The 14,203-nt window shown below is 68.4% G+C and carries 12 protein-coding genes; 7 read left to right on the forward strand and 5 right to left on the reverse strand.

Annotated elements, in window-relative coordinates:
• The first annotated feature begins 39 nt into the window (after positions 1 to 39).
• The 3 genes from BDK92_RS40780 (at position 40) to BDK92_RS38985 (ending at position 5,553) form a co-directional block, all read left to right on the forward strand.
• Complete coding sequence (locus BDK92_RS40780; RefSeq protein WP_147456984.1) at positions 40 to 4,302, forward strand: polymorphic toxin-type HINT domain-containing protein; 4,263 nt, start codon at positions 40 to 42, stop codon at positions 4,300 to 4,302.
• A 4-nt stretch (positions 4,303 to 4,306) separates the two neighbouring features.
• Positions 4,307 to 5,236 (forward strand): hypothetical protein, encoded by a 930-nt coding sequence (locus BDK92_RS13110; protein ID WP_121156968.1) that lies wholly within the window; start codon positions 4,307 to 4,309, stop codon positions 5,234 to 5,236.
• 158 nt (positions 5,237 to 5,394) lie between these two features.
• Positions 5,395 to 5,553 (forward strand): hypothetical protein, encoded by a 159-nt coding sequence (locus BDK92_RS38985; protein ID WP_170208571.1) that lies wholly within the window; start codon positions 5,395 to 5,397, stop codon positions 5,551 to 5,553.
• Positions 5,554 to 5,904: 351 nt separating this feature from the next.
• Here BDK92_RS38985 and BDK92_RS13115 read toward each other — a convergent pair whose 3' ends face one another.
• The gene (locus BDK92_RS13115; RefSeq protein WP_121156969.1) at positions 5,905 to 6,324 is read right to left on the reverse strand and encodes a hypothetical protein; all 420 of its coding nucleotides are present in this window, start codon (positions 6,322 to 6,324) and stop codon (positions 5,905 to 5,907) included.
• A complete protein-coding gene (locus BDK92_RS13120) occupies positions 6,321 to 7,163 on the reverse strand; it encodes an IS5 family transposase (protein ID WP_121156970.1) in 843 nt (280 codons plus the stop codon). Before BDK92_RS13120 ends, BDK92_RS13115 begins: the two co-directional genes overlap by 4 nt.
• A gap of 186 nt (positions 7,164 to 7,349) precedes the next feature.
• On the opposite strand from BDK92_RS13120, the gene BDK92_RS38990 reads away from it, so the two are divergent.
• Positions 7,350 to 7,862 (forward strand): helix-turn-helix domain-containing protein, encoded by a 513-nt coding sequence (locus tag BDK92_RS38990; RefSeq protein WP_170208572.1) that lies wholly within the window; start codon positions 7,350 to 7,352, stop codon positions 7,860 to 7,862.
• Between the two features lie 821 nt (positions 7,863 to 8,683).
• Here BDK92_RS38990 and BDK92_RS41145 read toward each other — a convergent pair.
• Entirely contained in the window at positions 8,684 to 9,103 is a 420-nt protein-coding gene (locus tag BDK92_RS41145; protein WP_170208573.1) for a nucleotidyltransferase family protein, read from the reverse strand.
• Between the two features lie 93 nt (positions 9,104 to 9,196).
• On the opposite strand from BDK92_RS41145, the gene BDK92_RS13145 reads away from it, so the two are divergent.
• The gene (locus BDK92_RS13145; protein WP_211349199.1) at positions 9,197 to 9,430 is read left to right on the forward strand and encodes a hypothetical protein; all 234 of its coding nucleotides are present in this window, start codon (positions 9,197 to 9,199) and stop codon (positions 9,428 to 9,430) included.
• 115 nt (positions 9,431 to 9,545) lie between these two features.
• Here BDK92_RS13145 and BDK92_RS13150 read toward each other — a convergent pair whose 3' ends face one another.
• A complete protein-coding gene (locus BDK92_RS13150; protein WP_425462228.1) occupies positions 9,546 to 11,594 on the reverse strand; it encodes a heavy metal translocating P-type ATPase in 2,049 nt (682 codons plus the stop codon).
• A gap of 66 nt (positions 11,595 to 11,660) precedes the next feature.
• Here BDK92_RS13150 and BDK92_RS13155 point away from each other — a divergent pair, with 66 nt between their 5' ends.
• A complete protein-coding gene (locus BDK92_RS13155; RefSeq protein WP_121156974.1) occupies positions 11,661 to 12,047 on the forward strand; it encodes an ArsR/SmtB family transcription factor in 387 nt (128 codons plus the stop codon).
• 91 nt (positions 12,048 to 12,138) lie between these two features.
• Here the strand turns inward: BDK92_RS13155 and BDK92_RS13160 are convergent, their stop codons facing one another.
• Entirely contained in the window at positions 12,139 to 13,095 is a 957-nt protein-coding gene (locus BDK92_RS13160; protein WP_121156975.1) for a metal ABC transporter substrate-binding protein, read from the reverse strand.
• Between the two features lie 334 nt (positions 13,096 to 13,429).
• Here BDK92_RS13160 and BDK92_RS13165 point away from each other — a divergent pair, with 334 nt between their 5' ends.
• A complete protein-coding gene (locus BDK92_RS13165) occupies positions 13,430 to 14,161 on the forward strand; it encodes a class I SAM-dependent methyltransferase (RefSeq protein ID WP_121156976.1) in 732 nt (243 codons plus the stop codon).
• Positions 14,162 to 14,203 lie beyond the last annotated feature (42 nt).

The raw sequence follows: 14,203 nt of genomic DNA on the forward strand, positions 1-14,203 counted from the left end.
TGGCAAACGCGCCGGCGCTGACGCATGGGCAGGTATCGCGTGAAGAAGAACTTGGCTGGAGTACGCGCGTTTTTGGCATTGATCGTCACTGCAGTGATGATCGTCACTAATTTGCACGCACCACCGGCTGCGGCCACCCCGGCTACCCCACGGCCGAGTGCGCAGGCCGAGAACCTGCCCCCGATTCCGGTTCCGCCGTTGGTAACCGAGGAGTGGAACGGCACCGCGGGTGTGGTGACCAGCAATGAGCGCTGGGTGCAGGCGGTGACTGATCTTGCGGAGCTGACCGAGGAGCCGGAGATCCGTGACGCCGCGTTGAAGGTGCTGGCGACCGGGGACGCGGCAGCGATCCGCCAGTTCGCGTTGATGGATATGCCGGTGATCGACCAGCAGGTGCGTGAGCGTAAGCGTCTGGAAGCTGCGGACCGGCTGGCGAGGGTCAGGGCGATGGTGGGCACCGGTGTGCCTGGTGGCTATTTCAACGCCGAGGTGCAGCGGGTGCTGGCCGGCACCGATGAGGACCGGAAGGCGTTTCTGGCTTACGGTGCCGACATCGCCCGTGCCCGTGACGACAAGGCGGCCGGTGACTCGCGGGAGCGGGCTGCGGCGTTGCGGGAGCGGTTGCGGGTGTTCGCGGCGGCGGCGCCGTCGGGTACGCAGGTGAAGGCTGCCGCCCAGCAGGCGCTGGCCGGCGATGACGCGGCGGTGGCCGCGTTCTTCGCTACCGGTTATGCGGCGGCGGCGAGGGCCGACTCCGCCGCACGGGAGCAGTACCTGGCGGATCTTGAGGCGCGGAACAAGGCGGCGGAGGAGCTTTCTGATCTGGCGCAGCGCGCCAGGCGGGCGTCCGAGGCGCGGGCGCAGATGATGGTCGCGCACGGTAACGGGGTCCGGGCGTTGCAGCGGGCCGCGAACGCGATGGCGAGTGCTGCCAATGCTGCCCGGCATAGTCAGCGGGTTCTCGCCGGGCCTGGCACGGTTGCGAGCAAGGCCGGCGATCTGGCTATCGACAAGGCGCTGATCGCCACCGAGTTGGACGGTGTCCGGCTGGCTGCCCAGCAGGCCCAGGCCGCGGCGGCCGCGTCTCGTTCGGCGGCGCAGGTCCTGCAGGAGACGGGGCTCACGTACGGCGTGGAGTGGGCTGATATCGCGGAGGGGATGAGCCAAGCTTCCCAGGCGGCTGTCGGCGCTACGACGACCGCCGCTCATGCGGTCGACGCCACGATCGCCACCAACAACGCGCAAGGGGCACAGGCGCAGGCTGAGGCCCGCGAGCGGCAGGCGGTGCAGTGGCGCCAGCACGCGCAGGAGCACGCTGCGGCGGCGGCGAAGTTGGCTGCGGCAACAGCCGTGGAGGCTGCTGCGGCAACCACCGCCGCCGCACGCGCCAAGACCGCTAAGGAACAGGCGCAAGCCGCCGAGGCCAAGGCTTGGGCGGAGGCGGCGAAGACTCGTCAGCAGCGGCAGGCGGCCGAGGCGCAGGCGGGCGAGGCGAAGCGGCAGCGTCAGATCGCCGAGGCGGAGCGGGCCAACGCCGACCGGTACCGGGTCGAGGCGGAGCAGCAGGCTGCCATCGCGCGTAATGCCCGCTCGGCCGCGGATACGCAGGCGGCCATCGCGGATCAGGCCCGGTCGAAGGCTGAATCGGCGGAGGCGACCGCTCGCGCAGCCGAACAGCGGGCGTGGGACCAGGAAGGCGTCGCGCGGCAGGCGCGCGACGACGCCATGGCCGCGGAGCGCGCGGAGCAGACCGCCAGGGCGAGGGCCCAGGCGATGCGGGCCGCCGCGGCGTCGGTTGAGACCGAAGCCGAACGCCAGGAAGCCCAGGCTCAGGCCGACGAGGCCGACCGGCAGGCCGGCATAGCAAGCTCGGCAGCGCGGGCAGCCCGCGCTCAGGCGAACACCGCCACCGGTGCCGCTGCCAACGCCCGTGCTGCCAGCACACAGGCGCAGAGTGCGGCCAACCTCGCCCGGGCCGCTAGCCAGCAGTCGCGTGCGGCGGCGGTCGCCGCGGACTCGGCAGCGGACAAGGCTGAGTCAAGCGCGCAGGCCACGCATGCGGCGCGGGCACGGGCTGACGCGGAGGCGGCGCAGGCGACCGCTGAGGAGACCAAGGCCGCTGAAGCCGCGGACACTGCCCAGGCTTTGGCCGGGCAGGCCGCCGACGAGTCCGTGAAGTCGCTGTGGGTGGCGGACCGCACGCGTGATGAGGCGCAGGCTGCCTTGACGGAGGCTGTGGCCGCCGCTGCACAGGCTGAGATCGCGATCAATGCGGCGGCTGCGGCCCGGCAGTCGGCGGCGGGCATCGCCGAGCCGGCCAACACCGCCATCGGCATGGTCAGCCCGTTCACCGGCGCCGACATCGACGCCGACTTCACCCAACTGGTCGCCCAGCAGGCCCTGAGCATCGGTCAGGAGCAGGCCGACGCGGCGGCCGCTCGCGCCAGTGAGGCGATCACCGCTGCCGAGAACGCCGAAGCGGCGGCGGCTCGTGCCGCCGAAGAGGTCAGGCCGGCCTACACCGCAGCGGCGCAGGCCGCTCGTTCGGCCGCCGCGGCCGCCACCTCCGTGGCCGAGGCGAAGCGGGCGGCGGCGCAGGCCGCAGCCGACGCCGCGGCGGCGCGTACCGCCGCAGCCGGTGCGGCCAGCGCCGACGCCCAGGCAAGCGTTGACGCTGCCGCCGCTCGCAAGGCGGCCAACGAGGCCGCCGAGGACGCCGCGATCGCCGGGCGCAACGCACAGCAGGCCCAGCAGGCCGCCAGCCAGGCCAATCAGGCCGCCAACAGCGCCGAGGCCGACGCTGCCGCCGCTCAGGCCGCCGCCGACCGGGCCGAGGCCGACGCTGCCGCCGCCCAGCAGGCGGCCGACGAGGCGCAACAGGCGGCGGACAGCGCCGCCACCGCGGCCGCCAACGCGCTCCAGCACGCCATCGACGCGCAGAAGGCCGCCGACCGGGCGGAGGAAGCCGCACGGCAGCGCGCCGCGCAGGAACTGGCCGACGCCGCAGCCAACATCCCCCCGGACGCGACCGAGGCCGACCTGCTGCAATACCTGACGCCGGACGAACTGGAGCAACTGCGCCAGGCCGAGCAGGAGGCCGGGATGAGCATCCTGGACTTCATCAAGGCCGAGGCGTGGGACCTGTTCCTGGACCTGTCCGGCGTCGGGGACATCGTGTCCTGCATCCGCGACGGCAACGTCGTGGCCTGCCTGTGGAGCCTGGTCGGCCTGCTCGGCGGGATCAAGGCGATCCGCGCCGGCTACAAACTCGTCCAGCTCGTACCCAAGCTGATCGCGTTCCTCGAAAAGGTCAAGGACGCGAAGAAGCGGCGGGACACGCTGCGCGACATCGCCCGGCGCAACAAGAAGAAAAAGGACCGCGACGACGAGTGCGATGTCCGCGCCCGAAGCAACAGCTTCCTGAGCGGCACCCCGGTGCTGCTCGCGGACGGTACCAGCCGGCCCATCGAGAAGGTGGCGGTCGGCGACCTGGTGCGAGCCACCGATCCGATCACCGGTGTCACCGTCGCCAAACCGGTAACCGCCACCATCGTCGGCGACGGCGACAAGAAGCTCGTCGACATCACCGTCGGCGCCACCACGATCACCGCCACTCACAACCACCCGTTCTGGGTCCCGGAGCTGTCGCAGTGGGTCGACGCCGAACGGCTGGCGCCTGCGCAGTGGCTACGCACCGGCGCCGGCACCCATGTCCAGATCACCGCGGTGCGACACCACGACGCGCAGACCCGCGTCCACAACCTCACCGTCGCCGACCTGCACACCTTCTACGTGGTCGCCGGGACCGCCTCGATCCTGGTCCACAACAGCGACTGCGAAGAGATCATCTGGAAGAACGCCTACGACGCTCGATTCCCGCTCCGCGTTCCGAATCCCGACGAGCAGGATGAGCTGCCTGATCCTTCGATCGTCCGGCGGAGCAAAGACGGGCGAGGGCCACTCGCCGACGGCTGCCACCACTTCGTGATCATGCCGAATGACGAGGTCAGGTCGGTCTCCGACGGCATTCTCGAAGCTCTGTGGGACCGGAGCATCTGGTCGGGTCACACGAGCATCGCAGGACGGGACAGTCAGGACAAGCCGAACGGTGTGCTCATGGCGGGAGGTATCAAGGTTTCCGACGGAAAAATCGTCGAGTTCAACCGGTGGTCCGGCCACTATCAGCCGCAGGATTACGGAGATGACGACGAGATGCTTGAAGAGATCTCGAAGCGTGCGTTCGCGGCGGCCGGTTACGGCTGGTTCGCGACTTACAAGGGCGAGTCGCTGTGCGAGGACTGAGGTAATGGCGAGCCGATGGCGTACGGTCTGGGCGACCGGTGAGAGCGACGATCTGATCGTCCGTCTCGGCATGGCGGGCCCCGGCGTGGTGGTTTCGGCCGACCACGGCGGCGCGCTCGAGGCGCGGCGGGCCGATGATGGCTCCCTGGTCGCTCCGCCGACGTACACCGGTATCAGCGGTATCAGGGGCATCGTTGCGCTGGCGGCCTGGAGGGACGGCCCGATTGTGCGGGCGGCGACCGGCGCGGGTTCTGGGTGGGCGTCGTACCGGTGGTTGCAGCGGTGGGACCTCGACGCCCGGAAGGAGATCCCACCGGCGATCGACATGAACGTTGCGCAGGTGAAGCACGTCGACCCGGCCGTGGTCCGCGGCGAACAGGTCCTGGTCGTGATCAATCGCGGCACGCTCGAGATCCGCCGGACCACCGACGGCGCGGTCATCGACAAGGTGGTCAAGCATCGGGAAACATCGCGGGTCGTGATCGGCTCGTTCGGCCGGGAGCCGATCGCGATCACTACGTCGCCCAGCGCGCACCCGGAGCTGTTCCGGCTGGAGGACCTCGCGGCGCCCGAGCCGCTGCCAGGTCTTGCCGGCGGCTTCGTCGCCGCGATGGACGGCGACCGTCTGGTCTGCGGCAGCTACGCGGAACCATGGAATGCCTGGCGAACCGCGTGGGCTCGCGACCTGACCGGCCAGCGGCTCGGCCCCGATGTCACCGGTGAGGTGATCACCTCGGTGGCGGTCGCGGACTGGCCTGCGGTCTACATGGCCCGGGCCGACGGCACGGTGTCGCTGGTCGACCTCGAATCCGGCGACGAACTCTGCCCTGCTCTGCGACTGCCGACCAAGGCCGCGAGCCTCGCCGTCGCCCCGGGCGGAGATCTCATCGTCGGGTACGGCCCTCATGTCGCCCGTTTCCGGCCACCGAGGTGATGTCACCGGCTCGGGCGTCCTCCGTCGCGCCGGCACGCTGTGAGGATCAATGACAAAGGGGTCAGCCCCGGTCACACGAGCATCGCGGGATGGGACAGCCAGAAGGTACCCGACGGTGTGCTCATGGCGGGGGTCTGAAGGTCGAGGACGGGAAGGTCGTGGAGTTCAACCGGTGGTCCGGCCACTATCAGCCGCAGGACTACGGAGACGACGACGAGATGCTTGAAGGGATCTCCAAGCGTGCGTTCGCGGCGGCCGGTTACAGCGGGTCCGCGACGTATAAGGGCGCGACGCTCTGCGAGGACGACGAGGACTGAGGTAATGGCGAGCCGATGGCGGACGGTTTGGACGAACGGTGAAAGCGACTATCTGATCGCCTGTCTCGGCATGGTCGGCCCCGCCATGGTGGTTCCGGCCAACCACGGCGGCACCCTCGATGCACGGCGAGCCGATGACGGTTCCCTGGTCGCACCGCCGAGGTCCTACGGCTTCCCTGCGTTGGCCACGTGGATCGACGGAACGGGCGTGCGCGCGGCTGGGGATGGGCTTCAGTCCGCCCGTTCCGGCCACCGAGATGACGGAGGTGAGTGTGGAACGTCTGAGAGGGTGATTCGGGAGCGTATGTCCGTTGTGGGTTTGGCCGTAGGTTAGAGGCCCTGTTCGTGGGACTACGCGGACGGCGGTGGCGGGGCGAGAGTGAACAGGCCGGCCTCGGGCTCGGTCAGGATCTGGCGGGCGACGAGGCGTTTGAGCTTGGCTCGGAGACCCTCGGTGTCCTTGGCGGTGACGCCGGTGCCGAGGGCGTGGCAGATGTCCTTGGCACGCATCGGACTGGTGGCGGTGTGGAACACGGCGAGAATCTGCTGGTAGGCCGGGCTGGCGACGGTCGCGTCAGCGGGTGCCGTCGTGTCGGTGTGGCCGGTCAGGCTGAGCAGGGTCTTGCGGGTGATGGCGAGTTCGGCCAGTTCGGTCTCGGCCGTGGTGAGCTGGTCGCTGAGTGAGGCGATCTGCTCCCGAAGTCGTTCCGCGGCGGCACGGGCGGCGGTTTCGCGTTCGGTGAGCAGGTCCAGCAGCGGTGGCTGGGTCACCGCTGGTGGCCTGGGTCGCGCCAGGACGGGGTGTTGGTGCCGGTCAGCCGGCGGACCAGGTTCGCCGTGGACGCCCACCAGGTTCGAGACACCGCCGAGGCAGGGCGGCTCTCGTACTCGCGGACCAGGCGGCGGTGCAGCATCAACGTGCCGTTGGTCTGCTCGACCACCCACCGGCGCTTGACCGGCACGAACCCGGCCGTCGTGTCGGACCGTCTGACCTGCTCGACGTCGATACCGCGGACCGCGCCGTGGATCGCCACGTCGTCTTTGAACCCGGCGTCCACCCATGCCTTGGTCACCGTCGGCGTGTGAGCCACGACTTTGTCCAGCAGTTTCACGCCGATCGTGTTGTCGGTGACCGACGCGGCGGTGACCACCACCGCGATGATCAACCCCAGGGCGTCAACAGCAAGGCCACGTTTACGGCCCGGCACCTTCTTCGCAGCGTCCTTACCGGTCGTCGCGGCCGGGACGTGGTTGGCCGCCCGGATCGACTGGGTGTCCAACACCACCGCGGTCGGATCCTCCGCCCGGCCGGCCCTCTCCCGCGCCTGACAGCGCAACAGATCATGAATCACCTGGTCGGTGCCGTCGTCACGCCACAACGCGAAGTAGTAGTACGTCGCGGACCTCGGCGGCAGATCGTGCGGCAGGTACGCCCACTGACAACCAGTCCGGTTCTGGTAGAAGATCGCGTTCACGATCTCCCGCAACTCATAGCGGCCCCGATGCCCCGACACCGACGGATGCCTTGTCTTCCACGCCTGCAGGAACGGTCCGACCACCGCCCACTGCTCGTCGGTCAGGTCACTCGGATACGCCGCCCGCTCACCCATGATCAACCCAACGCAGCCACAACCTCACCGGTTACGACCACGGCTCATGTTTATGCGTCAGGCCACACCCACAAAGGACATAAGCTACCGAATCATCCTCTGAGTGCCGCCGTAATTAAGGCGCTTACCGATAGGGCGCGCGATGCTCCTCCCGACAAGCTGGCTGTCGACCGGTCGGTCCTGGCGATGTTCCTTGACACGCTGCTGGGCGAGCTGCCGTGGTGGAATCGCGCCTGGCGGGTAGCCGAGGTGGCAGAAGTGCGTAAGAGTTCTTCAGCTCTGGCCCTTCCGCCCGGGGAGGTGCAGGTGGTCGAGGTGACCGTGCGGGGTTCCCTCGGCGGCGACGCCGGCGAGGTTCAGTCGTTCTCTGCGCGGGTGAGGCTCCTGGAAGACCGGCTCCTCCGTTGGCAGATGAAGGTCGGGGACACGGTCATCGGACCGGCGGTCGCGCCGGCGGGGGAACCGGAGCCGCACCCGTTCGGCGCCGTGTTCCAGATGCTGGTGGAGATGCGCGGCCTGTCGTTGCGAGAGGTGGCCTGGCGGGCCGGGCGAGCCGACTCGACGATCATGAAACTCCGTCGCGGAGCCCTGGTTCCCGAACGGGCGCTGATCGACCAACTGGCGCGGGAGTTGAACGTGCCGGCAGCGAATCTCGCCCTCATCGCCGGAGTGGACCCGGCCGACCCGGGCCGGGCATAGCATTTGAGGCCTCGATCACCGGTGGGTCACCGCCGACGAGGCATACGGGCAGGACTCGAAATTCCGGCTCTGGCTGCAGGAACGCAAGGTCGGTTACGTCCTGGCCGTACCACACAGCCAGAGGGTTTCCACCGACACGGGCAGCGCCCGCGCGGACTTCCTCGCCGCCCGGGCCCCGGCCCTGGCGTGGAAACGACGTAGCTGCGGCGACGGTGTCAAAGGCCCACGCCTGTACGACTGGGCCGTCGCGTCCCTGCCCGACACCGGCACCACCGATCACGGGTTCACCCGGTGGCCGCTGATCCGCCGCAGCATCACCAGACCGGACCTTGGAAGGGCTACCCGAGGTCACGGACGACTCCCCGGAGCCATCCGTCTGACTACCCGCCGTGATCCAGGACGGTCGCCCTCCCACCCGGCAAATCTGACGTTTGTCCAGGTCACCCAGGGATGATGTCGTGACGGTACGCCTGTACCCGCGTCCCGTCCGCGAGGACAACCTCTACCCGGCCCGTTCTCGTCGAGCGCTCTGCCCACGAAGTGGACCCGCTTACCGGCGTGTTCGTCGGCCTGGGCACTGTCGGCGCGTGCAGGACGGTGGATCCAACCGAGGTTCACGACTTCAGGACGCACAAGAAACCCCCGAGTAGCACAGGTGTACGACGAGCGAGTCCAGTCATCCTCGAACATCCGCACCTCGCGACACGGCGGCGCGGCAACGAGCGGGGCTGCCCGTTTCTCCGGGGACCCGCGATGCGCCCTCGTCTGATCGGGATCACCATCGCCACGGGCCTGTTCACCTGTGCTGGTCCCAGGTGGGATCACCTGCACCAGCGGCCACTGATCGGCCGATCAGTGGCGGGAAGCCGGGCACGAGACGCCTCCAAGCTGAGACGTCGAGGGTTGCGGTGCCCTACGCCGGCCAGTAGGTAGTTCAGGCCGACCGTAGCGCAGGTCTCGATGCCACCCACCAGCTCGAGACGAACCGGGACGCCAGCGTTCTCGGGCCAGGTGCCGACGGCGTCGGCGATGCTCAGCAGCGGGCTGACCAGATCGCCGCCGGACCTCCCGCTGGATAGCTGCCTGGTTGCAGGCCTCCCAGACACCTCCGGCCAGGCGACATACAGCCGTCGCGTTGCCTGATCGTCGCTACCGCGACTGAGATCGTCTGGGTCGAAGAACGAGATGTCGACATCTCGTACCCGCTCCGAGTGAAGCCCGGCCCGTAGACCTGGCTCCAAACGAGGTCGCGAATCATCCCGGGCCCAACCAACCCACGGATCGGACAGCTCGCTCTCGCGTCTTGCTTACTGGTCGGGCTCACTACGTTGATCGTGTTCGAGCGCGGGAGGACGAACTTCGCCCAGTTGCAGCGGCGCGTCACCGCCGGCCGCAGGCTCCTCCGACTGGCCCACGAATACCCCGCCCACTACGTGCTCTTCGACCTGCTCGCCGACGCGGGCGGCAAACTGCTCCGGAATCTGCCCCTTTCGGAGCGGCGGGCCCGGCCCGGCGCGGCGCTCGGTCGGAGGCGGTCACGGAGTCTCTGCTCTCCTCGCTCGGGCTGATCCGGTGGCAGCTCACCCTAACCCGAGTCCTGGTGTTCACCACCACAGCCGATCGATACGGCACTGCCGCGCCCAGGTCGGTGCGAGCGTCGCCGAAACAACCTCATCAGTGGGATCAGTGTCGTCGTGATCGCAGGGCGGGCTGCCCACCATCGACACCGGTTTGCCCTTTTCGCTCGTTCAAGCGGGCTCGCCACATCGCCGACCGACCCACCGGCCAGGCGTCTCGGCGCAGCAAACGTAGCCCATTGAGACCCACGATGATGGTCGATCCCTCGTGCCCGGCCACGCCTAACGGCAGCGGAAGATGACCGATGATGTCCCAGGTGGCGAGCACGGTGATGACTGACCCCGCGATGACGAGGTTTGCGATGACATAGCGACGGGCACGGCGGGACAATTCGATGACAGCTGGGATGGTGGTCAGATCATCGCGGACAACGACCGCGTCCGCGGCTTCGATGGCGAGATCGGATCCCACCCTGCCCATCGCGATGCCGATGTGCGCAGCGGCCAGGGCCGGGGCATCGTTGATCCCGTCCCCGACAACGAGCAGGTGGGTACCGTCGGCCTGCAGCTCATGTACGGCGGCGACCTTGGCCTCGGGCAACAGGCCGGCGCGGATATCGTGCACGCCCACCTGGCTCGCGATGCGCACGGCAGCGCGGGCGTTGTCGCCGGTGAGTAGCACCGGTGCCCGTCCGGTCAGCGCCGCGATCCGAGCGCTGGTCTCGGCGGCAGCCGGACGAATCCGGTCGGCGATGCCGAGCACGCCGACCGGGTCACCATCCACGAGTACGACAACCGCGGTATGCCCGTCGTCCTCCAACTCCTCGGTCAGTCGGCGGGCGATCTGATGGCCGTCGGAAAGCAGATGGGCCGGGCTGCCTACGGCTACCTCGCGCCCCTCGACGCGGGCGGTCACGCCCCGCCCGGGCAGTGAGGTGAAGTCGGCCGAAGCCGGCACCGTCAGTTCCCGGTCCCGCGCGGCAGCGAGCGTCGCAGCGGCCAACGGGTGTTCACTGGGTTGCTCCGCGGCGGCGGCCATCGCGAGAACTTGGTCGCTGTCGTCGAGTAGGCCACCGGGCACCACCCGAATGACGGCCACTTGCGGGCTGCCTTCGGTGAGCGTGCCGGTCTTGTCGAACGCCACCTGGCCGGTCTGGGCAAGGCGCTCCATCACGACTGCGGACTTGATCAGCACACCATGACGGCCGGCGGTGGCCATCGCCGCCAGCAGGGGTGGCATGGTGGCAAGCACCACCGCGCAGGGCGACGCGACGATCATGAAGGTCATGGCGCGCAGCAACGATGTCGTGAGATCCTCACCGAGCGCCAATGGAATCCCGAACAGTGCCAGCGTCGCGACGACAACGCCGAGTGAGTAACGCTGTTCGACCTTCTCGATGAACAGCTGCGTCGGTGCCTTCGTGACCGATGCCTCTTCTACCATGGCCACGATGCGGGCCACCACGGTGTCGGTAGCCGATTTCGCCACCCGTACCCGCAGGGCACCGGTGCCATTGAAGGTACCGGCGAACACCTCGTCGCCTGTGCACTTGGCTACCGGTAACGGCTCGCCGGTGATGGTGGCCTGGTCTACCTCGCTGGCACCGTCGAGTACGTGACCGTCGGCGCCGATCCGCTCACCGGGGCGGATCAGGATCACGTCGGCGACCGCCAGGTCAGCCACGTCAATTGCCTCCTCACCGCCGAACGCATCCACCCTGGTGACGCGCGGCGGAGCGAGATCCAGCAGGCTACGGACCGAGTCGGCCGTGCGTTGAGTGGCAAATGCCTCCAGGGCGCCCGAGGTGGCGAAGATGACGATAAGCAACGCGCCGTCGAACACCTGCCCGATCGACGCCGCCCCGATCGCGGCGATAACCATCAGCAGGTCCACGTCGAGCGTCTTGTGCCGCAGCGCCCGCAGCCCGGCCAAACCCGGCTCCCAACCACCGGCGGCGTAGCAGGCGAGGTACAGCGTCCACCACGACCATGGCGGTCCACCCGCCAGTTGTAGAACCCCGCCGGCCGCGAACAGACCCACGGCGGCGGCCGCCCAGCGCGCCTCGGCCAGCGCCCACAGCGGAGTACGGCGCCTCCGAGGGGCACCCTGAGTAATCACAGCTGAATCCGGCCGGAGCCGCGCATCGGTCAGCACCAGACCACACTACCTGCGCAGTCATGCATATACGCAAGTTAGCAGGTCTGGGATAGGCTTCCGCTCATGCACACGTCCGTGCCCGACTTCCGTATGCCGAACGAGGAGCAGGTCCACCTCGCGGCCGAGAGCTTCCGCCTACTGGCCGATCCGACCCGGATCAAGATTCTCTGGGCACTGCTTCAAGGCGAGTCCTCGGTCGCCTGTCTGGCGGAATTAGTCGGTGGCGCCCCGACCGCTGTCAGTCAGCACTTGGCGAAGTTGCGGCTGGCTGGGCTGGTGCGCGGCCGACGCGAGGGAACTTTTGTCTACTACTCTGCCGCGAACGTGCACGTTGGTCACCTGCTCGACGAGGCCCTGTTCCACGCCGACCACACCGACCTGGACCTACCCGATCATCCGAGCGACGACCTGTCTACGCACCGGCCGCCCAGCAAACCTGCCGTCGACTGAATTTGTGGTGCCTGTCAGCCGGTCCGCAGCGCCAGGTCACCCGGCCGCCGGACCGCGCGCTGCGGCCCGGCGGGAGATGGTGAGTGGTTTGTTACCCGCAGCCCAGCGCGGCCTTCAGCCGCCCCAGGTTCGTCCGCATCACTGACAGGTAGTCATCGCTGGAGCCGGGGGTCAGGCCCTCGATCGGATCGAGTACCTCCGCTTTCGCCCCTACCTCCCGCGCGATGGTCTCGGCGACCTTCGGGCTGACCAACGTTTCGAAGAAGATCGTGGTCACCTTGCGTGCCCTGGCCTGCTCAGCGACCTCGGCCATGTGTTGCGGCGACGGCTCCTCCTCGGGGGACAGGCCGCTAATTGGGATCTGCTCCAACTGGTACCTGCCCGCGAGGTAACCGAACGCGGCATGGCTGGTAACGATCTCCCTGCGCTGGCAGGTCCCCAGGCTGTCCGTGTACTCGGTGTCGAGCTTGCCCAGCTCGGCGCGCAGGGCCGCCGCGCCGTTCCGGAAGTCGGCGGCCCGGCCGGGCTCCAAGGTCGCGAGCCGATCGGCGAGCTTGTCGCCGAGTGTCGCCAGCCGAGTCGGGTCCAGCCAGATGTGCGGATCTTTTCCGTTGAGCGCCTTGCTCTCCTCCTCGCCCTCATGTTCCTCGCCCTCGTGCTCCCCGCCGGCGGGGGCATCGCGCAGCGACTCGATCGCGAGGCCGTCGAAGGAGGAGTCTTTGGCGTTCTGCTCGACAGCCTCGTCGACCGCAGGCTGGAACCCACGCAGGTAGACCACCAGATTTGCATCCACAATCTGTCTGACCTGCTCTGGAACGAGTTCCATGTCGTGCGGCTCGACCCCTGGCTTGGCCAGGTTGGTCACGGTGACCGCGTCGCCGCCCACCCTCTGCGCGACGAACTGCAGCGGATAGAAGGCCGCCACCACCGAAATCTTGCTCGGCGACGCCGTGGGGCCAGGGTCACTGTCACCACCACATGCGCCGAGCCCAACCGAGGCCAGCACGGCTGTGGCCGTCAATGCCGTCACCTTCAAGGGAGTTCTCATGGTTCAGCTTGCGATCTTGCGAAAATGATTGTCAAAAGCGCATAACCGCATGCATAGATGCCTCCCCCGACCCGCCGCGCCCGCCGGTCGCCCAACCCATCCCAGGCGACGGATTTCTCCCGCCAGACACGCTCCTGCGGGCCGCACACTTCGGACGGACCCACACCCAATCACATGCGTCGCCCCGTCGCCTGACCACCTGCGGCGATGCGAGCGCTCCGCAGAGCTTGCCTACTGGTCCCGTCGTCGATCCACCCACCCCCACAGCGCATGCCCGTCGCCAATAATCGAAACGATTGTCATAATCGCTAGACCCATCGACCCGAGGACTTCCATGAACGATCCGTACCAACGATCAGCCGAGTACATCGACATCCTCATCGCCGAGGCTTGGGGGTTCTTCGCCCCCGGGCTTGCCGAGGCCCTGCGTGGCCTCAGCGGCACGACGGGGGTCACTGTGGACCTGGGCGCCGGTTCGGGTCGCGGGGTCGCGGTGATCTGCGCCGCCCTGCCCGACGACTCGCCGGTTCTGGCGGTGGAGCCCTCACCATCCCTGCGCGCGGTACTGCTCGCACGGGCACACGAGGACGTACGCCTGCGCGAGCGGGTGACCGTCTCACCGACCGACGCGCTGGGCACTCCCCTCCCCGACCACATACGGGCGCTGGTAGCCATGAACATGATCGGGCACCTGTCACCGGACGATCGACAGGTGTTGTGGGGACGAGCGGCCCCCCGACTGGTCCCCGGGGGCGGCGTGATCCTCAATCTCTCCCCGCCGACGAGCCCGACTCACATCGCGAGGAGCCGAATGTCCAGCCGCAAGGTGGGCGACCTGACCTACGAGGGCTGGGCGAGCGCGGAGGTCGTGGGCGATCACCAGGTCAGGTGGCACATGACCTACCTCGTCCAACGGGACGGGCAGCCCGTGTCCGAACTCGTCGTGGAATACGACTGGTGGGTCCTGGACGAAGCGGAGCTGGGCAAGGAGCTTGCCGAGCACGGGCTGACCACGCGTCGTACGGGCCCTCCCGACGCCGGGATGTACGTCGCGACCCGGAACTAACCTCCGTGACATGATTGAAATGAAATTCATTTTCACCTAGGC

Origin of the sequence: Micromonospora pisi (genome assembly GCF_003633685.1) — a bacterium.
In the GTDB taxonomy this organism is placed as follows: Bacteria; Actinomycetota; Actinomycetes; order Mycobacteriales; family Micromonosporaceae; genus Micromonospora_G; species Micromonospora_G pisi.

Bases quoted from the DNA above. Each gene is read 5' to 3' on its own strand.
- BDK92_RS13120 (WP_121156970.1), bottom strand. From the start codon at position 7,163: ATGGGTGAGCGGGCGGCGTATCCGAGTGACCTGACCGACGAGCAGTGG.
- BDK92_RS13110 (WP_121156968.1), top strand. From the start codon at position 4,307: ATGGCGAGCCGATGGCGTACGGTCTGGGCGACCGGTGAGAGCGACGAT.
- BDK92_RS38990 (WP_170208572.1), top strand. From the start codon at position 7,350: ATGTTCCTTGACACGCTGCTGGGCGAGCTGCCGTGGTGGAATCGCGCC.
- BDK92_RS13155 (WP_121156974.1), top strand. From the start codon at position 11,661: ATGCACACGTCCGTGCCCGACTTCCGTATGCCGAACGAGGAGCAGGTC.
- BDK92_RS13165 (WP_121156976.1), top strand. From the start codon at position 13,430: ATGAACGATCCGTACCAACGATCAGCCGAGTACATCGACATCCTCATC.
- BDK92_RS13160 (WP_121156975.1), bottom strand. From the start codon at position 13,095: ATGAGAACTCCCTTGAAGGTGACGGCATTGACGGCCACAGCCGTGCTG.